The organism is Microbispora sp. H11081 (genome assembly GCF_012999535.1).
Taxonomy (GTDB): Bacteria; Actinomycetota; Actinomycetes; order Streptosporangiales; family Streptosporangiaceae; genus Microbispora.
Genome location: NZ_JABBWV010000015.1, coordinates 1 through 25,371 on the forward strand (window position 1 = coordinate 1; position 25,371 = coordinate 25,371).

General features: G+C 67.2%; 34 protein-coding genes and 1 pseudogene. All 35 read left to right on the forward strand.

What is annotated here, in order from left to right:
* A pseudogene (locus HHX31_RS27905) lies at positions 1-1,136 on the forward strand (DNA-directed RNA polymerase subunit beta); the annotation flags it as partial.
* 19 nt (positions 1,137-1,155) lie between these two features.
* Positions 1,156-5,031 (forward strand): DNA-directed RNA polymerase subunit beta', encoded by a 3,876-nt coding sequence (locus HHX31_RS27910; protein WP_169951773.1) that lies wholly within the window; start codon positions 1,156-1,158, stop codon positions 5,029-5,031.
* Between the two features lie 569 nt (positions 5,032-5,600).
* Positions 5,601-5,975 (forward strand): 30S ribosomal protein S12, encoded by a 375-nt coding sequence (gene rpsL, locus HHX31_RS27915; RefSeq protein ID WP_030508316.1) that lies wholly within the window; start codon positions 5,601-5,603, stop codon positions 5,973-5,975.
* Between the two features lies 1 nt (position 5,976).
* A complete protein-coding gene (gene rpsG / locus HHX31_RS27920; RefSeq protein ID WP_142616379.1) occupies positions 5,977-6,447 on the forward strand; it encodes a 30S ribosomal protein S7 in 471 nt (156 codons plus the stop codon).
* Between the two features lie 84 nt (positions 6,448-6,531).
* On the forward strand, positions 6,532-8,580 hold the full coding sequence (gene fusA / locus HHX31_RS27925) for an elongation factor G (RefSeq protein WP_211590451.1): 2,049 nt from the start codon (positions 6,532-6,534) through the stop codon (positions 8,578-8,580).
* Positions 8,581-8,744: 164 nt separating this feature from the next.
* Positions 8,745-9,938, forward strand: a complete 1,194-nt coding sequence (gene tuf, locus HHX31_RS27930; protein WP_169951777.1) for an elongation factor Tu — start codon at positions 8,745-8,747, stop codon at positions 9,936-9,938.
* Positions 9,939-10,184: 246 nt separating this feature from the next.
* A complete protein-coding gene (rpsJ, locus tag HHX31_RS27935) occupies positions 10,185-10,493 on the forward strand; it encodes a 30S ribosomal protein S10 (RefSeq protein WP_012887830.1) in 309 nt (102 codons plus the stop codon).
* A gap of 13 nt (positions 10,494-10,506) precedes the next feature.
* Positions 10,507-11,163 (forward strand): 50S ribosomal protein L3, encoded by a 657-nt coding sequence (rplC, locus tag HHX31_RS27940; RefSeq protein WP_169951779.1) that lies wholly within the window; start codon positions 10,507-10,509, stop codon positions 11,161-11,163.
* A complete protein-coding gene (gene rplD, locus HHX31_RS27945; RefSeq protein WP_169951781.1) occupies positions 11,160-11,810 on the forward strand; it encodes a 50S ribosomal protein L4 in 651 nt (216 codons plus the stop codon). The genes rplC and rplD overlap by 4 nt, the downstream gene beginning before the upstream one ends.
* Positions 11,810-12,112 carry a 50S ribosomal protein L23 gene (gene rplW / locus HHX31_RS27950; RefSeq protein WP_169951783.1) on the forward strand — a complete coding sequence of 101 codons (303 nt, stop codon included), beginning with the start codon at positions 11,810-11,812 and terminating at the stop codon, positions 12,110-12,112. Before rplD ends, rplW begins: the two co-directional genes overlap by 1 nt.
* A 132-nt stretch (positions 12,113-12,244) precedes the next feature.
* Entirely contained in the window at positions 12,245-13,081 is an 837-nt protein-coding gene (rplB, locus tag HHX31_RS27955) for a 50S ribosomal protein L2 (protein ID WP_169951785.1), read from the forward strand.
* A gap of 11 nt (positions 13,082-13,092) precedes the next feature.
* On the forward strand, positions 13,093-13,371 hold the full coding sequence (gene rpsS, locus HHX31_RS27960) for a 30S ribosomal protein S19 (RefSeq protein WP_030508324.1): 279 nt from the start codon (positions 13,093-13,095) through the stop codon (positions 13,369-13,371).
* Between the two features lie 33 nt (positions 13,372-13,404).
* The gene (rplV, locus tag HHX31_RS27965; RefSeq protein ID WP_036328517.1) at positions 13,405-13,758 is read left to right on the forward strand and encodes a 50S ribosomal protein L22; all 354 of its coding nucleotides are present in this window, start codon (positions 13,405-13,407) and stop codon (positions 13,756-13,758) included.
* The gene (gene rpsC / locus HHX31_RS27970) at positions 13,758-14,606 is read left to right on the forward strand and encodes a 30S ribosomal protein S3 (protein WP_169951787.1); all 849 of its coding nucleotides are present in this window, start codon (positions 13,758-13,760) and stop codon (positions 14,604-14,606) included. Before rplV ends, rpsC begins: the two co-directional genes overlap by 1 nt.
* A gap of 2 nt (positions 14,607-14,608) precedes the next feature.
* The gene (gene rplP, locus HHX31_RS27975) at positions 14,609-15,028 is read left to right on the forward strand and encodes a 50S ribosomal protein L16 (RefSeq protein ID WP_030508327.1); all 420 of its coding nucleotides are present in this window, start codon (positions 14,609-14,611) and stop codon (positions 15,026-15,028) included.
* Positions 15,028-15,264, forward strand: a complete 237-nt coding sequence (gene rpmC / locus HHX31_RS27980; RefSeq protein WP_169951789.1) for a 50S ribosomal protein L29 — start codon at positions 15,028-15,030, stop codon at positions 15,262-15,264. The genes rplP and rpmC overlap by 1 nt, the downstream gene beginning before the upstream one ends.
* Positions 15,257-15,541: a 30S ribosomal protein S17 gene (gene rpsQ / locus HHX31_RS27985; protein WP_169951791.1), complete on the forward strand. Its 285-nt coding sequence runs from the start codon at positions 15,257-15,259 to the stop codon at positions 15,539-15,541. The genes rpmC and rpsQ overlap by 8 nt, the downstream gene beginning before the upstream one ends.
* A gap of 189 nt (positions 15,542-15,730) precedes the next feature.
* Positions 15,731-16,099: a 50S ribosomal protein L14 gene (rplN, locus tag HHX31_RS27990; RefSeq protein ID WP_030508330.1), complete on the forward strand. Its 369-nt coding sequence runs from the start codon at positions 15,731-15,733 to the stop codon at positions 16,097-16,099.
* An 8-nt stretch (positions 16,100-16,107) separates the two neighbouring features.
* Positions 16,108-16,413, forward strand: coding sequence for a 50S ribosomal protein L24 (gene rplX / locus HHX31_RS27995; protein WP_211590452.1), 306 nt, complete (start codon positions 16,108-16,110; stop codon positions 16,411-16,413).
* A complete protein-coding gene (gene rplE / locus HHX31_RS28000) occupies positions 16,413-16,997 on the forward strand; it encodes a 50S ribosomal protein L5 (protein WP_169951795.1) in 585 nt (194 codons plus the stop codon). The genes rplX and rplE overlap by 1 nt, the downstream gene beginning before the upstream one ends.
* Positions 16,998-16,999: 2 nt before the next feature.
* A complete protein-coding gene (locus HHX31_RS28005; protein ID WP_030451489.1) occupies positions 17,000-17,185 on the forward strand; it encodes a type Z 30S ribosomal protein S14 in 186 nt (61 codons plus the stop codon).
* A 168-nt stretch (positions 17,186-17,353) separates the two neighbouring features.
* Entirely contained in the window at positions 17,354-17,752 is a 399-nt protein-coding gene (gene rpsH / locus HHX31_RS28010) for a 30S ribosomal protein S8 (RefSeq protein WP_169951797.1), read from the forward strand.
* Between the two features lie 18 nt (positions 17,753-17,770).
* Positions 17,771-18,313, forward strand: a complete 543-nt coding sequence (rplF, locus tag HHX31_RS28015; RefSeq protein WP_169951799.1) for a 50S ribosomal protein L6 — start codon at positions 17,771-17,773, stop codon at positions 18,311-18,313.
* Between the two features lie 2 nt (positions 18,314-18,315).
* Positions 18,316-18,699 carry a 50S ribosomal protein L18 gene (gene rplR, locus HHX31_RS28020; RefSeq protein ID WP_169951801.1) on the forward strand — a complete coding sequence of 128 codons (384 nt, stop codon included), beginning with the start codon at positions 18,316-18,318 and terminating at the stop codon, positions 18,697-18,699.
* 64 nt (positions 18,700-18,763) lie between these two features.
* Positions 18,764-19,396, forward strand: a complete 633-nt coding sequence (rpsE, locus tag HHX31_RS28025; RefSeq protein ID WP_030508336.1) for a 30S ribosomal protein S5 — start codon at positions 18,764-18,766, stop codon at positions 19,394-19,396.
* A 2-nt stretch (positions 19,397-19,398) separates the two neighbouring features.
* Positions 19,399-19,581 carry a 50S ribosomal protein L30 gene (gene rpmD / locus HHX31_RS28030; RefSeq protein ID WP_169951803.1) on the forward strand — a complete coding sequence of 61 codons (183 nt, stop codon included), beginning with the start codon at positions 19,399-19,401 and terminating at the stop codon, positions 19,579-19,581.
* A 2-nt stretch (positions 19,582-19,583) separates the two neighbouring features.
* Entirely contained in the window at positions 19,584-20,039 is a 456-nt protein-coding gene (gene rplO / locus HHX31_RS28035; protein WP_169951805.1) for a 50S ribosomal protein L15, read from the forward strand.
* Between the two features lie 181 nt (positions 20,040-20,220).
* The gene (gene secY / locus HHX31_RS28040; protein ID WP_169951807.1) at positions 20,221-21,528 is read left to right on the forward strand and encodes a preprotein translocase subunit SecY; all 1,308 of its coding nucleotides are present in this window, start codon (positions 20,221-20,223) and stop codon (positions 21,526-21,528) included.
* Positions 21,528-22,181 (forward strand): adenylate kinase, encoded by a 654-nt coding sequence (locus tag HHX31_RS28045; RefSeq protein WP_169951809.1) that lies wholly within the window; start codon positions 21,528-21,530, stop codon positions 22,179-22,181. Before secY ends, HHX31_RS28045 begins: the two co-directional genes overlap by 1 nt.
* An 88-nt stretch (positions 22,182-22,269) precedes the next feature.
* Positions 22,270-23,097 (forward strand): type I methionyl aminopeptidase, encoded by an 828-nt coding sequence (gene map, locus HHX31_RS28050; protein WP_169951811.1) that lies wholly within the window; start codon positions 22,270-22,272, stop codon positions 23,095-23,097.
* Positions 23,098-23,166: 69 nt separating this feature from the next.
* The gene (locus tag HHX31_RS28055; RefSeq protein WP_169951813.1) at positions 23,167-23,628 is read left to right on the forward strand and encodes a DUF1707 domain-containing protein; all 462 of its coding nucleotides are present in this window, start codon (positions 23,167-23,169) and stop codon (positions 23,626-23,628) included.
* 300 nt (positions 23,629-23,928) lie between these two features.
* The gene (gene infA, locus HHX31_RS28060; RefSeq protein ID WP_030508344.1) at positions 23,929-24,150 is read left to right on the forward strand and encodes a translation initiation factor IF-1; all 222 of its coding nucleotides are present in this window, start codon (positions 23,929-23,931) and stop codon (positions 24,148-24,150) included.
* Between the two features lie 44 nt (positions 24,151-24,194).
* Positions 24,195-24,308 (forward strand): 50S ribosomal protein L36, encoded by a 114-nt coding sequence (gene rpmJ / locus HHX31_RS28065; protein WP_003956441.1) that lies wholly within the window; start codon positions 24,195-24,197, stop codon positions 24,306-24,308.
* A gap of 222 nt (positions 24,309-24,530) precedes the next feature.
* Positions 24,531-24,911, forward strand: a complete 381-nt coding sequence (gene rpsM, locus HHX31_RS28070; protein ID WP_169951815.1) for a 30S ribosomal protein S13 — start codon at positions 24,531-24,533, stop codon at positions 24,909-24,911.
* Positions 24,912-24,945: 34 nt separating this feature from the next.
* Positions 24,946-25,350 (forward strand): 30S ribosomal protein S11, encoded by a 405-nt coding sequence (gene rpsK / locus HHX31_RS28075; protein WP_020542285.1) that lies wholly within the window; start codon positions 24,946-24,948, stop codon positions 25,348-25,350.
* Positions 25,351-25,371 lie beyond the last annotated feature (21 nt).

Here is a 25,371-nt window from a genome sequence, read left to right on the forward strand (position 1 = left end):
TCCTGGTGGGGAAGGTCACGCCGAAGGGTGAGACGGAGCTGACGCCGGAGGAGCGGCTGCTGCGGGCGATCTTCGGTGAGAAGGCGCGTGAGGTGCGTGACACCTCGCTGAAGGTGCCGCACGGCGAGTCCGGCAAGGTCATCGGTGTTCGGGTGTTCAGCCGTGAGGAGGGTGACGAGCTTCCTCCGGGTGTGAACGAGCTGGTGCGCGTGTACGTGGCGCAGAAGCGGAAGATCACCGATGGGGACAAGCTCGCCGGTCGTCACGGCAACAAGGGCGTCATCTCCAAGATCCTGCCGGTGGAGGACATGCCGTTCCTTGAGGACGGCACTCCGGTCGACATCGTGTTGAACCCGCTGGGCGTGCCCGGCCGGATGAACGTCGGCCAGGTGCTGGAGACACACCTCGGGTGGATCGCCGCCCGCGGATGGGACGTCTCCGGTATCGAGGAGGAGTGGGCGGAGCGCCTGCGCGAGAAGGACATGGACAGGGTCGAGCCCTGGACCAACGTCGCCACCCCGGTGTTCGACGGCGCCCACGAGGGAGAGATCGTCGGCCTGCTGGGCAGCACCCTCGCCAACAGGGACGGATCCCGCATGGTGGGGGAGAACGGCAAGGCCCGCCTGTTCGACGGCCGCTCCGGCGAGCCGTTCCCGCACCCGATCTCGGTCGGCTACATCTACATCCTGAAGCTGCTGCACCTGGTCGACGACAAGATCCACGCTCGTTCGACCGGCCCGTACTCGATGATCACCCAGCAGCCGCTGGGTGGTAAGGCGCAGTTCGGCGGCCAGCGCTTCGGCGAGATGGAGGTGTGGGCCCTGGAGGCCTACGGCGCGGCGTACGCGCTGCAGGAGCTCCTGACGATCAAGTCCGACGACGTGCTTGGCCGCGTGAAGGTCTACGAGGCCATCGTCAAGGGCGAGAACATCCCCGAGGCGGGCATTCCCGAGTCCTTCAAGGTCCTCATCAAGGAGATGCAGTCACTCTGTCTGAACGTCGAGGTTCTCTCCAGCGACGGCATGTCGATCGAGATGAGGGACACCGACGAGGACGTCTTCCGCGCGGCGGAGGAGCTGGGCATCGACCTGTCCCGGCGTCCCCACGAGGGCGCGATGACCGTCGACGAGGTCTGATTCAAAAGGGGATTATCTAGTGCTCGACGTCAACTTCTTCGACGAGCTGCGCATCGGCCTCGCGACCGCCGACGACATCAGGCAGTGGTCGCACGGCGAGGTGAAGAAGCCGGAGACCATCAACTACCGGACCCTCAAGCCGGAAAAGGACGGGCTCTTCTGCGAGAAGATCTTCGGTCCGACCCGGGACTGGGAGTGCTACTGCGGTAAGTACAAGCGCGTCCGCTTCAAGGGCATCATCTGCGAGCGCTGTGGCGTGGAGGTCACGCGCGCCAAGGTGCGCCGTGAGCGGATGGGCCACATCGAGCTGGCCGCGCCGGTCACCCACATCTGGTACTTCAAGGGTGTCCCTTCCCGCCTCGGTTACCTGCTCGACCTCGCCCCGAAGGACCTGGAGAAGGTCATCTACTTCGCGGCGTACATGATCACGCATGTCGACGCCGAGATGCGTGACCGCGACCTGCCGTCGCTGGAGGCGAAGATCTCCGTCGAGCGGCAGCACATCGAGCAGCGCCGCGACGCGGACATCGAGTCCCGGCAGAAGAAGCTCGAGGCCGACCTGGCCGAGCTGGAGGCCGCCGGCGCCAAGGGCGACGCCCGCCGCAAGGTGCGCGAGGGCGCCGACCGCGAGATGCGCCAGCTCCGCGACCGGGCCCAGCGTGAGCTGGACCGGCTCGAGGAGGTCTGGAGCCGCTTCAAGAACCTCAAGGTCCAGGACCTGGAGGGCGACGAGCTGCTCTACCGCGAGATGCGCGACCGGTTCGGCCGCTACTTCCGCGGCGGCATGGGCGCCCAGGCCATCCAGGAGCGGCTGGCCAGCTTCGACCTGGAGGCCGAGGCGGAGAACCTGCGCGAGACCATCCGCAGCGGCAAGGGCCAGAAGAAGGCCCGCGCGCTCAAGCGGCTCAAGGTCGTCGCGGCGTTCCTCAACACCCGCAACTCGCCCAGCGGCATGGTCCTCGACTGCATCCCGGTGATCCCGCCGGACCTGCGGCCGATGGTCCAGCTCGACGGTGGCCGCTTCGCCACCTCGGACCTGAACGACCTCTACCGCCGGGTCATCAACCGGAACAACCGCCTCAAGCGTCTGCTCGACCTCGGCGCGCCCGAGATCATCGTGAACAACGAGAAGCGGATGCTCCAGGAGGCCGTCGACGCCCTGTTCGACAACGGCCGCCGCGGCCGCCCGGTCACGGGCCCCGGCAACCGTCCGCTGAAGTCCCTCAGCGACATGCTGAAGGGTAAGCAGGGTCGTTTCCGGCAGAACCTGCTCGGCAAGCGTGTCGACTACTCCGGCCGTTCGGTCATCGTCGTCGGCCCGCAGCTCAAGCTGCACCAGTGCGGCCTGCCCAAGCAGATGGCGCTGGAGCTGTTCAAGCCGTTCGTGATGAAGCGCCTGGTCGATCTCAACCACGCGCAGAACATCAAGTCCGCCAAGCGGATGGTCGAGCGGTCCAAGCCGGTCGTGTGGGACGTGCTCGAAGAGGTCATCACCGAGCACCCGGTGCTGCTCAACCGTGCGCCGACCCTGCACCGCCTGGGCATCCAGGCCTTCGAGCCGCAGCTGGTCGAGGGCAAGGCCATCCAGATCCACCCGCTCGTCTGCACCGCGTTCAACGCGGACTTCGACGGCGACCAGATGGCGGTGCACCTGCCGCTGTCGGCCGAGGCCCAGGCCGAGGCGCGGATCCTGATGCTGTCCACCAACAACATCCTCAAGCCGGCGGACGGCAAGCCGGTGACGATGCCCACCCAGGACATGGTCATCGGTCTCTACTGGCTGACCACCCAGAAGGACGGCGGCGCGGGCGAGGGCCGGGTGTTCACCACGGTGTCGGAGGCCCTCATGGCCCACGACCGCCACGAGCTGGACATCCAGGCCAAGATCCAGGTCCGCCTCAAGGACGTCCCGCCGCCGCGCGGCTGGGAGGCCCCGGAGGGCTGGGAGGCAGGCGACCCGATCCGGCTGGAGACCACGCTGGGCCGGTGCCTGTTCAACCAGACGCTGCCCGCCAACTACCCCTTCGTGAACTACCAGGTCGGCAAGAAGCAGCTCTCGGCGATCGTCAACGAGCTGGCCGAGCGGTACCCGAAGGTGGAGGTGGCCAACGCGCTCGACTCGCTGAAGGACGCCGGCTTCTACTGGGCGACCCGCGCGGGTGTCACGATCTCCATCGAGGACGTCGTGGCGCCGCCGAACAAGGGCGCCATCATGGAGTCGTACGAGCGGCGCGCCGACAAGGTGCAGCGCGAGTACGACCGTGGTCTGATCACCGACGAGGAGCGCCGTCAGGAGCTCATCGAGATCTGGACCCACGCGACGGCGGACGTCGAGACCGACATGGTCAACGCGTTCCCGGCGACGAACCCGGTCTGGATGATGGTCAACTCCGGCGCCCGTGGTAACCGCATGCAGGTCCGGCAGATCGCCGGCATCCGCGGCCTGGTGTCCAACACCAAGGGTGAGACGATCCCGCGTCCGATCAAGTCCTCGTTCCGCGAGGGCCTGTCGGTGCTGGAGTACTTCATCTCGACCCACGGTCAGCGGAAGGGTCTGGCGGACACCGCTCTGCGGACCGCCGACTCCGGTTACCTGACCCGTCGTCTGGTCGACGTGGCGCAGGACGTCATCGTGCGCGAGATCGACTGCGGCACCGACAGGGCCGTTCCGCTGCACGTCGGCGAGCGCGACGCCCAGGGCAACCTGGTCAAGGCCGAGAACGCCGAGAGCAACGTGCACGGCCGCATCCTGGCCGAGGACGTCGAGGTGGACGGCAAGCTCGTCGCCGCGGCGGGTGTCGACATCAACGACGACACCGTCACGGCGCTGGTGAACGCCGGCATCGAGACCGTCAGGACCCGCAGCACGCTGGTCTGCGAGGCGAAGATCGGTGTCTGCGCGACCTGCTACGGCCGCTCGCTGGCCACCGGCAAGCTGGTGGACGTCGGTGAGGCCGTCGGCATCATCGCGGCCCAGTCGATCGGTGAGCCCGGCACCCAGCTGACCATGCGTACCTTCCACACCGGTGGTGTGGCGGGCGCCGACATCACCCACGGTCTGCCGCGTGTCCAGGAGCTGTTCGAGGCGCGCATCCCCAAGGGTGTCGCCCCGATCAGCGAGGTCGCGGGCCGGGTCAGGATCGACGAGACCGACAAGACCCGCAAGATCGTCATCACTCCGGACGACGGCTCGGAAGAGGTCGCCTACCCGGTGTCGATGCGGTCGCGGCTGCTGGTCTCCGAGGGTCAGCACGTGGACGTCGGCCAGCTTCTGATCGCCGGTGCGCGCAACCCGAACGAGGTCCTGCGCATCCTCGGCCCGCGTGCCGTCCAGCTCCACCTGGTGGACGAGGTGCAGCAGGTCTACCGCTCGCAGGGTGTGTCGATCCACGACAAGCACATCGAGGTCATCGTCCGGCAGATGCTCAAGCGCGTGAACGTGCTGGAGTCCGGCGACACCGAGCTGCTGCCCGGCGAGCTGGTCGAGCGGCCGCGGTTCGAGGCGATCAACCGTCAGACCGTGGCGGAGGGCGGCCAGCCGGCTGCCGGCCGTCCGGTCCTGATGGGCATCACCAAGGCCTCGCTGGCCACCGAGTCGTGGCTGTCGGCGGCGTCCTTCCAGGAGACGACGCGAGTCCTCACCGACGCGGCGATCCACGCCAAGTCGGACTCGCTGCTCGGCCTCAAGGAGAACGTCATCATCGGTAAGCTCATCCCGGCCGGTACGGGCATGCCCCAGTACCGCAACATCCGGGTGGAGCCGACCGAGGAGGCCAAGGCCGCGATGTACACGGTCGGCGGCTACGACGGCTCGGCGGCGGACTACACCTTCGGTTCGGGCAGCGGCGAGGCCGTCCCGCTGGAGGAGTACGACTTCGGCCAGTACGGTCGCTGACAGGTCGCCGCGGCGCGCGATCGCCGCGGCGGGGACGTGAGAAAGCGGGCCCGGGGCACTCGCCCCGGGCCGTTTTCCGTTACCAGCGGTGTGTGGTGGCGTGGCGGCCTGCGGCGGCACGAATCGGGGACGGCGTCGAAACTGTGAGAAGCCCCGCATGGGGACGGTATGATGTGCGGCGGAGTCCTTCGACGGTCCTGTCAGGTCGTCGGCGAAGCGGCATGTCAGGGCAGCGGGGCACGTCCCTCCGAGGCGTCCTCCTCTGTTTTGACGTGTTGTACGGGGGCGGGTAGGCTTTACGTTCGTGCCCGTCTATGGGCTCGCACGCGTGCGCTCAGATGCCGCTTCCCGATGAGGGAGGCGTGTGGGGCGCCGGGTGACTCCTCCAGATCGACCGGGTCCGCCCGGGTGTGCTGCGAGCAGAGCGCGACACGCCCGAGCGCGTGGGTCGAAGAGGATGGAAAAACCGCAGGTCATGACACCGGCAGTACCTGCAAGCCTGTGAGAGGCGGCATCGCCACCTCGACCAGGTCCCACGTATCACCGGCTAGGCACGAAACGGAGACGCGGTGCCCACCATTCAGCAGTTGGTCCGGAAGGGCCGGCAGGACAAGGTCAGCAAGACCAAGACTCCTGCCCTCAAGGGGAGCCCGCAGCGACGCGGCGTCTGCACCCGCGTTTACACGACCACCCCCAAGAAGCCCAACTCGGCGCTGCGCAAGGTGGCCCGTGTTCGGCTCACCAACGGCATCGAGGTCACGGCTTACATCCCTGGTGTGGGCCACAACCTCCAGGAGCACTCGATGGTGCTCGTGCGTGGTGGTCGTGTTAAGGACCTGCCGGGTGTTCGCTACAAGATCATCCGTGGTTCGCTGGACACCCAGGCCGTCCGGAACCGCAAGCAGGCCCGCAGCCGCTACGGCGCCAAGAAGGAGAAGAGCTGACATGCCGCGCAAGGGTTCCCCTGGCCGCCGCCAGCTGGTCGCTGACCCGGTGCACAACTCGCCGCTGGTCACCGCGCTCATCAACAAGGTTCTCCTGGACGGCAAGCGCTCCCTCGCGCAGTCGATCGTCTACGGCGCCCTCGAGGGCTGCAGGGAGAAGACCGGCAACGACCCGGTCGTCACCCTCAAGCGCGCTCTCGACAACGTCCGCCCGACGCTCGAGGTGAAGAGCCGCCGTGTCGGTGGCGCCACCTACCAGGTGCCGGTCGAGGTCAAGGCCTCGCGCAGCACCACGCTGGCGCTGCGGTGGATCGTCCAGTACTCCCGGGCGCGCCGCGAGAAGACCATGACCGAGCGGCTCATGAACGAGCTGCTCGACGCGAGCAACGGCCTCGGCGCCAGCGTCAAGCGGCGCGAGGACACGCACAAGATGGCCGAGTCCAACAAGGCCTTCGCGCACTACCGCTGGTAGTGAGCACCGACGACGAGTTAAGGACGCGAAGAAGTGGCCACCACGACCGCTCTTGACCTGGCCAGGGTCCGCAACATCGGGATCATGGCCCATATCGACGCGGGCAAGACCACGACGACTGAGCGCATCCTGTTCTACACCGGCATCAACTACAAGCTGGGTGAAGTCCATGAGGGCGCTGCCACCATGGACTGGATGGAGCAGGAGCAGGAGCGCGGCATCACCATCACGTCTGCCGCCACCACCTGCAGCTGGCTTGATCACACGATCAACATCATCGACACGCCCGGGCACGTGGACTTCACCATCGAGGTCGAGCGGTCGCTGCGCGTTCTCGACGGCGCGGTCGCGGTGTTCGACGGCGTCGCCGGCGTGGAGCCGCAGTCGGAGACGGTCTGGCGTCAGGCCGACCGGTACGGCGTGCCCCGCATCTGCTTCGTGAACAAGATGGACCGGGTCGGCGCGGAGTTCCACCGCTGCGTCGACATGATGATCAGCCGGCTGGGTTCCACCCCGGCGGTCATCCAGCTTCCCTGGGGCGTCGAGGCCGACTTCAAGGGCGTCATCGACCTGGTGAAGATGAAGGGCCTGCTCTGGAGCGCCGAGGCGGCCAAGGGCGAGATGTACGACACCGTCGACATCCCGGCCGACCACGCCGACGCGGCCCGCGAGTGGCGCGACAAGCTGGTCGAGACGGTCGCCGAGAACGACGACGAGCTCATGGAGCTCTTCCTGGAGGGCGTCGAGCCCACCGAGGAGCAGCTCGTCGCGGCCATCCGCAGGGCGACGGTCGCCGGCACGATCAACCCGGTCCTGTGCGGCACCGCGTTCAAGAACAAGGGCGTGCAGCCCCTGCTCGACGCGATCGTCGCCTACCTCCCCGCCCCCACCGACATCCCGGCCTTCAAGGGCCACGCGGTGGGCAACGAGGAGGAGATCGTCGAGCGCCACGCGGACCCGAACGAGCCCTTCGCGGCGCTGGCGTTCAAGATCATGAGCGACCCGCACCTGGGCAAGCTCACCTACATCCGCGTCTACTCCGGGACGCTCGAGACCGGCACCACCGTGGTGAACTCGGTCAAGGGCAAGAAGGAGCGGATCGGCAAGATCTACCAGATGCACGCGAACAAGCGCGAGGAGCGCCCGTCCGCGACCGCTGGTCAGATCGTGGCCGTCATGGGCCTGAAGGACACCACCACCGGCGACACTCTGTCGGACCCGGTCAAGCAGGTCGTCCTCGAGTCGATGACGTTCCCCGCGCCGGTCATCAACGTCGCGATCGAGCCCAAGACCAAGGGCGACCAGGAGAAGCTGGGCACCGCGATCCAGCGGCTGGCCGAGGAGGACCCGTCCTTCCAGGTCCGCCGGGACGAGGAGACCGGGCAGACGGTCATCTGGGGTATGGGTGAGCTCCACCTGGAGATCCTCGTCGACCGGATGCGCCGCGAGTTCAAGGTCGAGGCGAACGTCGGCCGCCCGCAGGTCGCCTACCGCGAGACCATCCGCCGCAAGGTGGCCAAGGTCGAGTACACGCACAAGAAGCAGACCGGTGGTTCCGGCCAGTTCGCGCGCGTGATCATCGACCTCGAGCCGCTGGGCGAGGGCAACGACGGTTACGAGTTCGAGAACAAGGTCACCGGTGGCCGCATCCCGCGGGAGTACATCCCGTCGGTGGACGCGGGCGCGCAGGAGGCGGCCGAGTTCGGCGTGCTCGCCGGCTACCCGATGGTCGGCGTCAAGGTCACGCTGCAGGACGGTGCCTTCCACGAGGTCGACTCGTCGGAAATGGCCTTCAAGATCGCTGGCTCGATGGCCTTCAAGGAGGCCGCGCGCAAGGCGGACGCCGTGCTCCTCGAGCCGATGATGGCCGTCGAGGTCACCACGCCCGAGGACTACATGGGAGACGTCATCGGCGACCTCAACGGTCGTCGCGGGCAGATCCAGGCAATGGACGAACGGTCCGGCGCCCGCGTCATCAGGGCGCTCGTTCCGCTCTCCGAGATGTTCGGCTACGTGGGCGACCTGCGCAGCCGTACTCAGGGACGGGCGAGCTACAGCATGCAGTTCGACTCCTACGCGGAGGTGCCCCCGGGCATCGCCAAGGAGATCGTCGCGAAGGCTCGGGGCGAATAGTTCCGCACCACTGTGGCGGGGCGCGGTAGAGATCGTCGCCCCGTAGCCAGAGGGGCTCGGGACGAATGAGTTCCGCTCGGTGTACGGCGGGGGAGTTCCTCCGCCGTACACAGCCTGAGGTAGAAGACGCAAGTCAAGTCAGAAATCTCTAAGGAGACAGACCAGTGGCCAAGGCCAAGTTCGAGCGGAACAAGCCGCACGTGAACATCGGCACCATTGGGCACATCGACCACGGCAAGACCACTCTGACCGCGGCGATCACCAAGGTGCTTCACGACCGTTTCCCGCAGCTCAACGAGGCGACCCCGTTCGACAAGATCGACAAGGCGCCCGAGGAGAAGGCTCGCGGAATCACCATCTCCATCGCGCACGTCGAGTACCAGACCGAGAAGCGCCACTACGCCCACGTGGACTGCCCCGGTCACGCCGACTACGTGAAGAACATGATCACCGGTGCCGCCCAGATGGACGGCGCGATCCTGGTGGTCGCGGCGACCGACGGTCCGATGCCGCAGACGAAGGAGCACGTCCTCCTGGCCCGCCAGGTCGGCGTCCCCTACATCGTCGTGGCCCTCAACAAGGCCGACATGGTCGACGACGAGGAGATCCTGGAGCTCGTCGAGCTCGAGGTCCGCGAGCTGCTGTCCGCCCAGGAGTTCCCGGGCGACGACCTGCCGGTCGTGCGCGTCTCCGCGCTCAAGGCCCTCGAGGGCGACGAGAAGTGGGGCGACTCGATCATCGAGCTCATGAACGCCGTGGACGAGAACGTCCCCGAGCCCGTTCGTGACACCGACAAGCCCTTCCTCATGCCGATCGAGGACGTGTTCTCGATCACCGGTCGCGGCACCGTCGTCACCGGTCGTATCGAGCGCGGCATCGTCAAGGTCAACGAGACCGTCGACATCATCGGTATCAAGGAGAAGAGCACCACGACCACCGTCACCGGTGTCGAGATGTTCCGCAAGCTCCTTGACGAGGGCCAGGCGGGCGACAACGTCGGTCTGCTCCTGCGCGGCATCAAGCGCGAGGACGTCGAGCGCGGCCAGTGTGTCATCAAGCCGGGCACGACCACCCCGCACACCGAGTTCGAGGCGCAGGTCTACATCCTGTCCAAGGACGAGGGCGGCCGCCACACGCCGTTCTTCAACAACTACCGGCCGCAGTTCTACTTCCGTACGACGGACGTGACCGGTGTCGTGAACCTGCCGGAGGGCACCGAGATGGTCATGCCCGGTGACAACACCGAGATGTCCGTCCAGCTCATCCAGCCGATCGCGATGGAGGAGGGCCTCAAGTTCGCGATCCGCGAGGGTGGCCGCACCGTCGGCGCCGGCCGCGTGACGAAGATCATCAAGTAGTAGCACCGCTGGGCGGCGGTCGGGCCCCGAAGGGGCCTGGCCGCCGCACCACGGAGGGGCCGGAAACGGCCCCCCACGGACGACGAGGCCGTGATCTCGCAGTGCTTTCGGCCGCAATTCGACCGAAGCCACTGCCAGATCACGGAACACCGGACGGGCTCCGGGCGTCGGTCTCGTGGAAACTGACCTGCGGCAACAGGCCGCGCGTAGCTTTATAGGACGACAGCGAAGGACACCGAGGCCATTATGGCGGGACAGAAGATCCGCATCCGGCTTAAGGCGTATGACCACGAGGTCATCGACAGCTCGGCCAAGAAGATCGTCGAGACGGTGACGCGGACCGGTGCCAAGGTCGCTGGCCCGGTGCCGCTGCCGACCGAGAAGAACGTGTACTGCGTCATCCGGTCGCCGCACAAGTACAAGGACAGCCGTGAGCACTTCGAGATGCGTACGCACAAGCGGCTGATTGACATCATCGACCCGACGCCGAAGACGGTCGACTCGCTCATGCGGCTCGACCTTCCCGCCGGCGTGGACATTTCGATCAAGCTCTAAGGAACGCACTGACATGGCTAAGCAGATCAAGGGCGTCCTGGGCAAGAAGCTCGGCATGACCCAGGTCTTCGACGAGGCGAACCGGGTGATCCCGGTCACCGTCGTCGAGGCCGGTCCGTGCGTGGTGACCCGGGTCCGCACTCCGGAGAAGGACGGCTACTCCGCCATCCAGCTCGGCTACGGGCAGATCGACCCGCGCAAGGTGAACAAGCCCCTGGGCGACTACCTGCGCAAGCACGACATCACCCCGCGCCGCTACTTCGCCGAGGTACGCACCGAGGACGCCTCCGAGTACACGGTCGGCCAGGAGGTCCTCGCCGACGCCTTCGAGGCCGGGCAGTACATCGACGTCACTGGCAAGAGCAAGGGCAAGGGCTTCGCCGGTGTCATGAAGCGCCACAACTTCCGTGGTCTCGGCGCTTCGCACGGTACCCAGCGCAAGCACCGCTCCCCGGGCTCCATCGGCGGGTGCGCCACCCCGGGCCGCGTCTTCAAGGGCCTGCGCATGGCCGGCCGGATGGGCAACGTCCGTACGACGGTCCAGAGCCTCAAGGTGCACGCCGTGGACGCCGAGAAGGGCCTCATCCTGATCAAGGGTGCGATCCCCGGCGCCAACGGCAGCCTGGTTCTCCTTCGCACCGCCGCCAAGAAGGGGGTTGCTGCCAAGTGACCACGACCATCGACGTCCTCGACGCCAGTGGCGCCAAGGCCGGGACCGTCGACCTCCCCGCGGAGGTCTTCGGCGCCAAGGTCAACGTGCCGCTGATCCACCAGGTGGTCGTCGCCCAGCTCGCCGCGCGCCGGCAGGGCACCCACGCGACCAAGACCCGCGGTGACGTCTCCGGTGGCGGCAAGAAGCCGTACCGGCAGAAGGGCACCGGCCGCGCCCGTCAGGGCTCGACCCGCGCTCCGCAGTTCGCCGGCGGTGGCGTCGTCCACGGCCCGCAGCCGCGCTCGTACGAGCAGCGGACGCCCAAGAAGATGAAGGCGGCGGCCCTGAAGGGCGCGCTGTCCGACCGCGCCGCCGGTGGCCGCGTGCACGTGGTGAGCGGCCTGGTCACGGGTGACACGCCCAAGACCAAGGCGACCCTGGAGGCTCTGCGGAAGATCACGCAGGCCCGCAGCGTCCTCGTCGTGGTCGACGAGAACGACGAGCTGACCTGGCTCAGCCTGCGCAACGCGCCCGAGGTCCACCTCCTGGACGCGGGGCAGCTCAACACCTACGACGTGCTGTGCCACGACGACCTGGTCTTCACCCGTGAGGCCTACGACCAGGTCGTGGCCCGGCTGGCGAACAGCGGGAAGGAAGAGGCCTGATGCAGAAGATCGCCGACCCGCGTGACATCATCGTCAAGCCGATCGTCTCCGAGAAGAGCTACGGCCTGATCGATGAGCACAACAAGTACACGTTCCTGGTGCGCAAGGGTGCCAACAAGACGCAGGTGAAGATCGCCGTCGAGCAGATCTTCGGCGTCAAGGTGACCGGCGTGAACACGATCAACCGGCAGGGTAAGCGCAAGCGGACCAAGCACGGTTACGGCCAGCGGCCGACCACCAAGCGCGCGATCGTGAGTCTGGCCGAGGGCGAGCGGATCGACATCTTCGGTCAGATCGGCTAGCACCTGCCGCAGCGGGGAGACAGGGGCCCCTCGCGCGTCGCGCGAGGGAGCGCCCCAAGGAAGAAAGCACCGGGGGGACCGTCGTGAGGCGGACCCCGACCGGTACGAACCGACGAAGGATGAACGAAAAAGATGGGCATCCGTAAGTACAAGCCGACGACTCCGGGTCGGCGCGGCGCGAGCGTCTCGGACTTCGCCGAGATCACGCGCAGCACGCCGGAGAAGTCGCTGCTTGCCCCACTGCACAGCAAGGGCGGCCGCAACGTCCACGGCCGGGTCACCGCCCGGCACCAGGGTGGCGGGCACAAGCGCGCCTACCGCATCATCGACTTCCGTCGCCACGACAAGGACGGGATCCCGGCCAAGGTCGCGCACATCGAGTACGACCCCAACCGGACCTCCCGCATCGCGCTGCTGCACTACGCGGACGGCGAGAAGCGCTACATCCTCGCCCCGACCGGCCTCAAGCAGGGCGACCAGGTCGAGAACGGCCCCACGGCCGACATCAAGCCGGGCAACTGCCTGCCGCTGCGCAACATCCCGACCGGTACCTTCATCCACGCGGTGGAGCTCCGTCCCGGTGGCGGTGCCAAGCTCGGCCGCAGCGCCGGCGCGCAGATCCAGCTGCTCGCCAAGGAGGGCATGTACGCCACGCTGCGTATGCCGTCCGGAGAAATGCGCCAGGTCGACGTGCGCTGCCGGGCCTCTGTGGGCCAGGTCGGCAACGCCGAGCAGGCCAACATCAACATCGGCAAGGCCGGGCGTAACCGCTGGAAAGGCAAGCGCCCCACGGTCCGCGGTGTCGCCATGAACCCGGTCGACCACCCGCACGGCGGTGGTGAGGGCAAGACCTCCGGTGGTCGCCACCCGGTGAACCCGAAGGGCAAGCCCGAGGGCCGTACGCGCCAGCCGAACAAGCCGAGCGACCGGCTGATCATCCGTCGTCGGAGCAAGAGGAAGAAGCGGTAGGAGCAGCCGATATGCCACGTAGCCTTAAGAAGGGTCCCTTCGTGGACGACCACCTGCAGAAGAAGGTGGACGCCCAGAACGAGAAGGGCACCAAGAACGTCATCAAGACGTGGTCGCGGCGCTCCATGATCGTGCCGGACATGATCGGCCACACGATCGCCGTGCACGACGGCCGCAAGCACGTCCCGGTGTTCGTCACCGAGTCGATGATCGGTCACAAGCTCGGTGAGTTCGCCCCCACGCGGACGTTCCGCAGCCATGTCAAGGAAGACCGCCGCAGCCGGCGGTAAGCGCCTTCAAGCCAGCAGTTAGAGGAGAAAGCGATGGAAGCCAGGGCACAGGCGCGGTACGCGCGCCACACGCCCCGGAAGGCCCGCCGTGTGGTGGACCTCATTCGCGGGCTGCCCGCTTCGGAGGCGCAGGCCGTGCTGCAGTTCGCTCCCCAGTCGGCGAGCGAGACCGTCTACAAGGTGCTCTCGAGCGCGATCGCGAACGCTGAGCACAACTTCAAGCTCGACCGGGACACGCTGTTCGTGAGCCGGGCGTGGGTCGACGAGGGCCCGACGCTCAAGCGCTTCCGTCCGCGCGCCCAGGGTCGTGCCTATCGGATCAACAAGCGGACGAGCCACATCACCGTGATCGTGGAGTCCCGCGAGCCGAAGGGAAGGACCCGCTAGTGGGCCAGAAGGTTAACCCGCACGGGTTCCGCCTCGGCATCACGACCGACTTCAAGAGCCGGTGGTACGCCGACAAGCTGTACAAGTCGTACGTCGCCGAGGACGTGTCGATCCGCCGCATGCTGCAGAAGGGCATGGAGCGGGCCGGCATCTCCAAGGTCGAGATCGAGCGCACGACCGACCGCGTCCAGGTCGACATCCACACCGCCCGGCCGGGCATCGTCATCGGCCGTCGCGGCGCGGAGGCCGACCGCATCCGCGGCGACCTGGAGAAGCTGACCAAGAAGCAGGTCCAGCTGAACATCCTCGAGGTGAAGAACCCCGAGATCGACGCGCAGCTCGTCGCGCAGGGCGTGGCCGAGCAGCTGTCCAGCCGCGTCTCGTTCCGCCGGGCCATGCGCAAGGCCATGCAGTCCGCCATGAAGAGCGGCGCCAAGGGCATCCGGGTCCAGTGCTCCGGCCGTCTCGGCGGCGCCGAGATGTCGCGCTCCGAGTTCTACCGCGAGGGCCGCGTGCCCCTGCACACGCTCCGGGCGGACGTGGACTACGGCTTCTACGAGGCCCGCACCACCTTCGGCCGCATCGGCGTGAAGGTGTGGATCTACAAGGGCGAGGCCCCGACCAGCCGCTCCGAGCGGGAGGCGGCCGCGGCCGGCGCCCGTGCGGGCCAGCGTCGTGAGCGTGACGACCGTCGTGGTGGTGCGGGTGAGCGTCCGCGTCGCGGCGGCGGCGAGCGTCCGCGTCGCGGCGGCGCGGGCCGTACCGACCGCGCACCCAGGACCGAGGCGGCCGCGCAGGCCGCCCCCGAGACCGGCCCGGCGGATCAGCCGGGTGCTGAAGGGAGCTGACCATGCTGATCCCGCGCAGGGTCAAGCACCGCAAGCAGCACCGGCCCGACCGCAGCGGCGCCGCCAAGGGCGGCACCAGGGTCGTCTTCGGCGAGTTCGGCATTCAGGCGCTTGAGCACTCCTACGTGACCAACCGCCAGATCGAGGCCGCACGTATCGCCATGACCCGGCACATCCGCCGTGGCGGCAAGGTGTGGATCAACATCTTCCCTGACCGTCCGCTGACGAAGAAGCCGGCCGAGACCCGCATGGGTTCCGGTAAGGGTTCTCCGGAGTGGTGGATCGCCAATGTCAAGCCCGGCCGTGTCATGTTCGAGCTGTCCGGTGTCGCCGAGCCCGTGGCCCGCGAGGCCATGCGGCGCGCGATGCACAAGCTCCCCATGAAGTGCCGTTTCGTCAAGCGTGAAGTGGGTGAGGCGTGATGGCTAAGGGTCTGACCGCCGCGGAGCTGCGAGTCGAGGACCAGGAGGTCCTGGTCCAGAAGCTGAAGGAAGCCAAGGAGGAGCTGTTCAACCTCCGCTTCCAGTCGGCGACCGGACAGCTGGAGAGCTACGGGCGGCTGCGCGCCGTCCGCCGCGAGATCGCCCGCATCTACACCGTGATGCGCGAGCGCGAGCTCGGGATCGTCACGGTCGAGAAGGAGCCGAGCGATGTCTGAAGCAACCGAGACCCAGACCACTGAGACGCGGAACTACCGCAAGACCCGTGAGGGTCTGGTCGTCAGCGACAAGATGGACAAGACCGTCGTCGTCGCCGTCGAGGACCGCGTCAAGCACCCGCTGTACGGCAAGGTCATCCGCCGTACGACGAAGTACAAGGCCCACGACGAGCAGAACTCCTGCGGCGTCGGCGACCGTGTCCTCCTGATGGAGACCCGGCCGCTGTCCGCCACCAAGCGGTGGCGGGTCGTCGAGATCCTCGAGAAGGCCAAGTAACGTCGCATAGACGCGCCTCGTGGGGGGTGGGTGACCGCCCCCCACGACGGTGTCCAAGGGGTGGGGCCGGCTGTCGGCCCCGTCCGCCAGCGGCGGCGGTCGTACGGCTGTCGCCGAGGGAAAAAGACCAATTCAGTTCGGCCAGGCTCACCGTCAGGGTGAGAACCGGCACGACACACAGGAGTAGACGTGATCCAGCAGGAGTCGCGGCTCAAGGTCGCCGACAACACGGGTGCCAAGGAGATTCTCTGCATCCGCGTTCTCGGTGGCTCGGGTCGGCGCTACGCGGGAATCGGCGACATCATCGTGGGCACGGTGAAGGACGCCATTCCGGGCGGAGGCGTTAAGAAAGGCGACGTTGTCAAGGCTGTCGTGGTGCGCACCGTGAAGGAGCGCCGCCGCCCCGACGGCTCCTACATCCGCTTCGACGAGAACGCCGCGGTCATCATCAAGGACAGTGGCGACCCTCGGGGCACCCGTATCTTCGGCCCGGTCGGCCGGGAACTGCGCGACAAGAAGTTCATGCGCATCATCTCGCTCGCGCCGGAGGTGCTGTGATGCCCAAGCTGCATGTGAAGAAGGGCGACCTCGTCCTGGTCATCGCCGGCAAGGACAAGGGCGCCAAGGGCCGGATCATCGCCTCCTACCCGCGCGAGGAGCGCGTGGTGGTCGAGGGCGTCAACATGATCAAGAAGCACTCCAAGGTCACCAACCAGGGACCGCGCGGCGCCAAGGAAGGCGGCGTGCAGACCATGGAGGCTCCCATCCACGTGAGCAACGTCAAGAAGCTCAAGGATGAAGAGAAGAAGCCCGAGAAGAAGGCCGCCGGCAAGGGCGACGCCGAGGCGACGGGTGAGGGTGAGGACAGCTGATGACCGCCACCACTACTGCGTCCACTGAGACCGAGCGCGTTGTCCCGCGCCTCAAGCAGCGCTACCGCGAGGAGATCATCGCGAAGCTGCGCGAGGAGTTCGGCATCGAGAACATCATGCAGGTGCCCACGATCACCAAGATCAAGGTGAACATGGGTGTCGGCGAGGCCGCCCGCGACTCGAAGCTCATCGAGGGCGCCGTGCGCGACCTGACCGCCATCACCGGGCAGAAGCCGGCCGTCGCCCGCGCCCGCAAGTCCATCGCGCAGTTCAAGCTGCGCGAGGGCATGCCGATCGGCGCGCACGTGACGCTGCGCGGCGACCGCATGTGGGAGTTCCTCGACCGCCTGCTTTCCCTGGCGCTGCCGCGTATCCGGGACTTCCGCGGCCTGTCGCCGAAGCAGTTCGACGGCAACGGGAACTACACCTTCGGCCTCACCGAGCAGGTCATGTTCCACGAGGTCGACCAGGACAAGGTCGACCGGCAGCGGGGCATGGACATCACGGTCGTGACCACCGCGAAGAACGACGAGCAGGGCCGGGCGCTGCTGAAGCTCCTCGGTTTCCCCTTCAAGGAGGCCTGATCATGGCGAAGACGTCGCTGAAGGTCAAGGCAGCGCGCAAGCAGAAGTTCGAGGTTCGGGCGTACACTCGGTGCTCGCGCTGCGGTCGTCCCCGCGCTGTCTACCGTAAGTTCGGGCTGTGCCGCGTGTGCTTCCGCGAGATGGCGCACCGGGGCGAGCTGCCCGGCATCACCAAGTCGAGCTGGTGACGTCCCGGTAGGGATGTCATTCCCTGACGGCATCGCACTGGCTGCGGTGCCGCCGGGGGAGCGCGGGGATCGTCCCGCATGAAGTCTTATCAACCGGGCGCTGTCCGCAGCGCCCACGACCACACCGAAGGTCCCATCGGGAAACCGCGGTGAGGAAGGCCACCGGCCATGACGATGACCGACCCGATCGCAGACATGCTGACGCGTCTGCGTAACGCGAACTCGGCCTATCACGACACCGTGAGCATGCCTTACTCGAAGATCAAGGCACACATCGCGGAGATCCTCCAGCAGGAGGGCTACATCCAGGGCTGGAGCGTCGAGGACGCGAAGGTTGGCAAGAACCTCGTGATGGAGCTGAAGTTCGGCCCCACCCGCGAGCGCTCCATCGCGGGCCTGCGCCGGGTGTCCAAGCCCGGTCTGCGGGTCTATGCAAAGAAGGACAACCTGCCCCGGGTCCTGGGCGGTCTGGGCGTCGCGATCATCTCGACGTCCGGCGGGCTCATGACGGACCGGCAGGCGACCAAGCGTGGAGTGGGCGGGGAAGTCCTCGCCTACGTCTGGTAACGAGGGGAGGAACTCAGCATGTCGCGAATCGGACGGCTGCCCATCCCCGTACCGGCGGGTGTCGACATCACGATCGACGGTCGGGAAGTCCAGGTCAAGGGGCCCAAGGGCACGCTCACTCACACGGTCGCCGAGCCCATCGAGGTCTCGCGCGGCGAGGACGGCGTCATCTCCGTCACCCGCCCGAACGACGAGAACAAGGTCCGTGCGCTGCACGGCCTGTCTCGGACGCTCATCGCCAACATGGTGTCGGGCGTCACGCAGGGCTACACGAAGACGCTGGAGATCGTCGGCGTCGGTTACCGAGTCCAGGCCAAGGGCCCGGCTCAGCTGGAGTTCTCGCTTGGCTTCAGCCACCCGGTGATCGTCGACGCGCCGGAGGGTGTCAGCTTCCGTGTCGAGAAGCCGACCCTGTTCCACGTGGACGGCATCGACAAGCAGAAGGTCGGCGAGGTCGCCGCCAACATCAGGAAGCTGCGCAAGCCGGACCCGTACAAGGGCAAGGGCGTGCGCTACCAGGGCGAGGTTGTCCGCCGCAAGGTCGGAAAGGCTGGTAAGTAGGCATGGCTGGAAAGACTGCGTTCGGCAAGCACACGGCCGCCCGCACGGTCTCCCGGGCCCGCCGGCACCGCCGCGTCCGCAAGAACGTCTTCGGCTCCGCCGAGCGTCCGCGGCTGGTCGTCAACCGGTCCACGCGTCACCTGTTCGTGCAGATCGTCGACGACACTCAGGGGCACACGCTGGTGAGCGCGTCCACCATGGACGTCTCCCTGCGCGGCGCCGAGGGTGACAAGACCGAGAAGGCGAAGAAGGTCGGCGAGCTTCTCGCTCAGCGGGCCAAGAGCGCCGGGATCACCGCTGTCGTGTTCGACCGCGGTGGCAACCGCTACGCGGGGCGTATCGCCGCTCTCGCGGACAGCGCCCGTGAAGGCGGGCTGGAGTTCTGATGGCTCCGGCCCGTGGGTCGCGCCTCGCGACCCGTCCCAAGAGCAACGAGAAGAGGAACCACTGATGGCTGCAGCTCCGCGTCGCGGTGCCGGCGGCGGTGGCGAGCGGCGTGACCGTCGTGATGACCGCCGCGGTGGCGCCGCAGACAAGGGCGTCTCGTACATCGAGCGCGTCGTAAAGATCAACCGAGTGGCAAAGGTCGTCCAGGGCGGCCGGCGCTTCAGCTTCACCGCGCTGGTCATCGTCGGCGACGGCAACGGGCTGGTCGGGGTCGGCTACGGCAAGGCCAAGGAGGTGCCCGCGGCGATCGCCAAGGGCGTCGAGGAGGCCAAGAAGCACTTCTTCAAGGTCCCGCGCATCCAGGGCACCATCCCGCACCCGGTGCAGGGCGAGGACGCCGCCGGCGTCGTCCTCCTGCGTCCGGCGTCGCCCGGTACGGGCGTCATCGCGGGTGGCCCGGTCCGCGCGGTCCTGGAGTGCGCCGGGATCCACGACGTGCTGTCCAAGTCGCTCGGCTCCGACAACCCGATCAACATCGTGCACGCCACCGTGGCGGCTCTGAAGGGCCTCAGCCGCCCCGAGGAGATCGCCGCCCGTCGTGGCCTGCCGATCGAGGACGTCGCCCCCAAGGCCATGCTCAAGGCTCGCGCCGAGGGTCTGGCGGAGGCCGCGGCGGCCGCGAAGGCGGTGAGCTGACGATGGCTCGTCTGAAGATCACCCAGACCCGGTCCAAGATCGGCGGCCAGCAGAACCAGCGTGACTCGCTGCGTTCGCTGGGCCTGAAGCGAATCGGCGACGTGGTCGTCAAGGAGGACCGTCCGGAGATCCGGGGCATGGTCGCCAAGGTGTCGCACCTCGTCGCGGTTGAGGAGGTCGACTAATCATGACCGAGAACGCTCCGCTCAAGATCCACGACCTCCGTCCGGCTCCGGGCTCCAACAAGGCCAAGATCCGCAAGGGTCGTGGCGAGGGCTCCAAGGGCAAGACGGCCGGCCGTGGCACCAAGGGCACCCGCGCCCGTACGTCGGTGATGCCGGGCTTCGAGGGTGGCCAGGTTCCGCTCCAGCGGCGGCTGCCGAAGCTGAAGGGCTTCTCCAACGCCCTGTTCAAGACGACCTACCAGGTCGTCAACCTGGACAGGATCGGGGAGCTGTTCCCCCAGGGCGGCGACGTCACGATCGACGCGCTGGTTGCCAAGGGTGCGGTCCGCAAGAACCAGCCCGTGAAGGTGCTGGGTACCGGTGACATCTCCGTGGCGGTGAACGTGCAGGCGCACGCCTTCTCCGCCACCGCCAAGGAGAAGATCGCCGCGGCCGGTGGCTCGGTTTCCGAGCTGTAGGCATGACGCTACGCGAGGCGCGGAGGTTCCCTATGAGCCTCCGCGCCCGTAGTGCGTTAGAGTTCGCCTGGCACGAGGCTCCGCCCGTGTCTGACCAAGCACTCTGGCAGGAAGACATGTCGATGGACGTCTTGCGGGCCATCGCCGACCGTAACCGCGTCACTGGCGCGCAGGAGGGACCGTGCTAACCGCGATAACCCGGGCGTTCCGGACGCCGGACCTGCGCAATAAGCTGCTCTTCACATTGGGCATCATCGTGCTGTTCCGGCTGGGCTCGGTGCTGCCGACTCCAGGCGTGAACGCCCAGAACGTTGCCCTGTGTCTAGACCAGGCCCAGGCGGGAGACGCCGGCAACATCTACGGGATGGTGCAGCTCTTCAGCGGCGGCGCCCTGTTGAAACTTTCAGTGTTCGCGCTCGGCATCATGCCGTACATCACCGCGAGCATCATCCTGCAGCTGCTGACGGTGGTGATCCCCCGGCTGGAGGCCCTCAAGAAGGAGGGCCAGGCGGGCACGTCGAAGATCACGCAGTACACGCGTTATCTGACCATCGGGCTTGCGGTGCTCCAGTCGACGGCGTTCGTCGCGCTGGCCCGCAGCGGGCAGCTCTTCCCGAGCTGTAACGAGCAGATCCTGCTGAGCCAGGACGTGTTCCCGCTGGTGACGATGGTCATCACCATGACCGCCGGCACGGCCGTGATCATGTGGCTCGGCGAGCTCATCACCGACCGCGGCGTCGGCAACGGCATGTCGATCCTGATCTTCACGCAGGTCATCGCGGTGTTCCCGTCCGAGCTCGTGAACATCTACCGGCTCAGCCCGTTCAAGTTCGTCGTCGTGATGATCGTCGGCGTCGTGATGATCGGCGTGGTCGTGTTCATCGAGCAGGCGCAGCGCCGGATCCCGGTGCAGTACGCCAAGCGGATGGTCGGCCGGCGCATGTACGGCGGCACCTCGACCTACATCCCGCTCAAGGTGAACCAGGCCGGCATCATCCCGGTCATCTTCGCCTCGTCGCTGCTGTACCTCCCGCAGCTTCTGGTGACGCTGTTCGGCAACACCCAGAACCCCAACGTGGTGGTCGAGTGGCTGGCGCAGAACATGGTCAGGGGCGACCACCCCATCTACATGGCCACGTTCTTCCTGTTGATCGTCTTCTTCACGTACTTCTACGTGTCCATCACTTTCAACCCCCCTGAAGTGGCTGACAACATGAAGAAGTACGGTGGGTTCATTCCGGGCATCCGCCCGGGCCGGCCGACCGCTGAGTACCTGGGCTACGTGCTCAACAGGCTCACGGCCGCAGGCGCTCCGTATCTGGGTGTCATCTCGCTCATCCCGATCGTCGCGCTCGCGGTGGCCGGGGCGAGCCAGAACTTCCCGTTCGGAGGGACCAGCATTCTGATCATGGTTGGTGTTGGTCTGGACACGGTCAAGCAGATCGAGAGCCAGCTTCAGCAGCGCAACTACGAGGGCTTCCTGAGATAGTGCGCGTCGTCCTGGTAGGGCCCCCCGGAGCGGGTAAGGGGACGCAGGCCCAGTTCATCGCATCGCACCTGTCGATCCCGAAAATCTCGACAGGCGACATCTTCCGTGCCAACGTCTCCGGCGGCACGGAGCTAGGCAAACTTGCCAAGGAGTACATGGACCGCGGTGACCTCGTACCCGACGAGGTGACCGTGGCCATGGTGAGGGACCGGCTGTCGGAGGACGACGCGCAGGAGGGCTTCCTCCTGGACGGCTTCCCCCGTAACGTGCCCCAGGCCGAGGTCCTGAAGAAGATGCTGGCCGAGTTCGGCACGGCGCTCGACGTGGTGCTCAACCTGGTCGTCGAGGACGACGAGGTCGTACGCCGCCTCGCGGGGCGTCGTACCTGCCGCTCCTGCGGCAAGGTGTGGCATGTGCTGTTCGACCCGCCCGCGGTGGAGGACGTCTGCGACGCCTGCGGCGGGGAGCTCTTCCAGCGGGACGACGACCGCGAGGAGACCATCAGGCGGCGCCTGGAGGTCTACCAGGAGCAGACGTCGCCGCTCATCTCGTTCTACGCCGACGAGGGCATCCTGCAGGGGGTCGACGCGACCGGACCGGTCGAGGAGATCACCCAGCGGGCCATGTCGGCACTGAGACGGTTCGCTGACTGAACCATTACCGCGGTCGTGAACGCCACTCCTCTCCATGGGGTGGCGTTCAGGCTTGTATGGGACAATTTCGGGAAAGGGGGTGTATCGCGTGTTCAAGAAGAACCGGCACGGAATCCAGATCAAGAGCGCGGAGCAACTGGAGAAGATGCGCGCGGCCGGCCTGGTCGTGGGCCGGACGCTGGAGCTGCTCCGGACGTCGGTCCGGCCCGGGATGACGCCGCTCGACCTCGACGCCATCGCCGAGGAGGCCATCCGGAGCGAGGGCGCGATCCCTTCGTTCAAGGGATACCAGGGCTTCCCCGCGACGATCTGCGCTTCCGTGAACGACGAGGTCGTGCACGGCATCCCCACCGACCGCCGCGCGCTGCGCGAGGGCGACATCATCTCCATCGACTGTGGCGCGATCCTCGACGGGTGGCACGGCGACTCGGCCATCACCGTGGGGATCGGCGAGGTCGACCCCGCGCTGACCGAGCTGATGCGGGTGACCGAGGAGGCCATGTGGCGCGGCATCGCCGCCCTGCGGGTCGGCGGGCACCTGTCGGACATCGGCTACCAGGTCGAGAAGTACGTGCGGTCCCAGGGCCGCTACGGCATCCCCCAGGAGTACGGCGGTCACGGCATCGGCACCGAGATGCACATGGACCCCTGGGTGGCCAACCACGGCCGGCCGGGACGCGGCCCCCGCCTGGAGGCGGGCATGTGCCTGGCGATCGAGCCGATGGTGAACCTCGGCACCGATCGCACCAAGGTGCTGGCCGACGACTGGACGGTCGTCACCATCGACGGCCGCGCGTCCGCGCACTTCGAGCACAGCGTCGCGGTGACGGAGAACGGCCCGCTGGTCCTCACCGCGCTCGACGGAGGCGCCTCGCGCCTCCCGGGCGCGGGTGCCGAGGCGGGGGAGACCGTCTGACGACTCCCCGCCATGGCGGAGGCCCGTGCAGCATAATGGTCATATCGCTCGAACAGCCGGGAGATGGTGATGGCGCTAGCGCCCGAGATGCGCGCCTCCGACGGCGACCGGGAGCGGGTCGCCGCCGCGCTGCGCGAGCACATGGCCGAGGGCAGGCTCACGCTGGACGAGTTCAACGAGCGGCTTGAGCGGGTCTACCAGAGTCGCACGTACGGGGAACTGGACACGCTCACCTCCGACCTGCCCGGCATCGACCTGCACCGGCTGCAGAGCGCCGTCGAACCCGCGCCGCAGGCCCGCCGGGCCCGGCCGGCCCGGCCCGACGGCAGGGCGCGAACAGGTCTGCAGGCCGCCTGGTCCACCTGGGCGGGCGCCGTCGGCGTGACCTGGACCGTCTGGCTCGTCGCCGGTCTCTCCTCCGGCCACTTCGCCAACCCCTGGCCGCTGTGGGTGATGGGCCCCTGGGGCGTCATCCTCCTCATCAGCACGATCACCGGTATGGCCGGAGGCTCCCGGGGGCGCGACACCTGAGCGCTCCGCCCGAGGTGAGCCGCGTACGGGCGCCGCTCGGGCCGCGCCATCCGGCGGTGAGGCGTCCGCGTTCGGTTCGCCGCCGGGTCCTGCAGGGGGTAGCCTGTGATCTGGTTGTGTTGGGACCCCTGCCGTCGTTTCGCTATTCGGCCCGGGTTGTCGTACACTCCTTTGTCGGTTCACTATGACCTTTGCGCCTAGGCGGCCTTGCTGGTCGCCGCTCTCTGGAAGCGCCCGAAGGTCGCGGCTGCTTAGTGTTCCGAAGCCTCTGGACGATCCGATCAGTGAAACGCGAGGGCCATGGCCAAGAAAGACGGCGCCATCGAGATTGAGGGCACTGTTATTGAGTCGCTCCCGAACGCGATGTTCCGGGTGCAGCTCGACAACGGTCACAAGGTCCTGGCCCACATCAGTGGGCGGATGCGGATGCACTACATCAGGATCCTGCCCGATGACCGGGTGGTCGTGGAGTTGAGCCCCTACGACCTGAGTCGCGGACGGATCGTCTACCGGTACAAGTAGCCCGCCCGACGCGGGACGGGCCGTATGCGGAACGAATAAGGACTATGAAGGTCAAGCCGAGCGTCAAGAAGATCTGCGACAAGTGCAAGGTGATTCGCCGGCACGGTCGAGTCATGGTGATCTGCGACAACCTGCGCCACAAGCAGCGCCAGGGCTGAGCCCAGCTCAGGACGTCGCCACCAGGCCCCTGCTGAGTCCGTCGGTGTGACGGGCTCCACCCGCGTGAGGGCCGGAACAACGAAGTCGCGTCACACACCCGCGCAGGCGGCGCAAGCCGTACCACGCGGGAGACCCCCGGTCGGAGGCCGGGGCCCTCGCCCGGGCATGGGAGGGGAAGTGTGGCGCAAGACCTCCGCCACACTGAAGGAGAATGCCCGACCATGGCCCGCCTGGTTGGCGTCGACCTCCCCCGCGACAAGCGGCTGGAGATCGCTCTCACCTACGTTTTCGGAATCGGCCGCACCCGCGCCAAGGAGATCCTTGACGCGACCGGCATCAGCCCCGATCTGCGCGTCCACCAGCTCACGGACGCCGAACTCGTCCCGATGCGTGACTTCATCGAGGCGAACTACAAGATCGAGGGCGACCTTCGCCGCGAGATTCAGGCCGATATCCGCCGCAAGATCGAGATCGGCTGCTACCAGGGCATCCGGCACCGCAAGGGGCTGCCTGTCCACGGTCAGCGGACGCAGACGAACGCGCGCACCCGCAAGGGGAAGAAGAAGACCGTGGCCGGCAAGAAGAAGCCGGGCAAGAAGTAGTCCTTAGCAGCCACTGCCAGGAGATAGCGCTTAAATGCCGCCGAAGAGCCGCCAGGGCGCACCGAAGAAGGTGCGCCGCAAGGAAAAGAAGAACGTCGCTCACGGGCACGCCCACATCAAGAGCACGTTCAACAACACCATCGTTTCGATCACCGACCCGAACGGGAACGTGATCTCCTGGGCCAGCGCCGGCCACGTCGGGTTCAAGGGCTCCCGTAAGTCCACCCCGTTCGCCGCCCAGATGGCTGCCGAGAACGCCGCTCGCCGCGCCATGGAGCACGGCATGCGCAAGGTCGACGTCTTCGTCAAGGGCCCCGGCTCCGGCCGTGAGACCGCGATCCGTTCGCTGCAGGCGACCGGGCTCGAGGTCGGGTCCATCCAGGACGTGACCCCGGTTCCGCACAACGGCTGCCGTCCGCCCAAGCGCCGGCGCGTCTGAGCCTCAGGAGAGTAGAGAGAA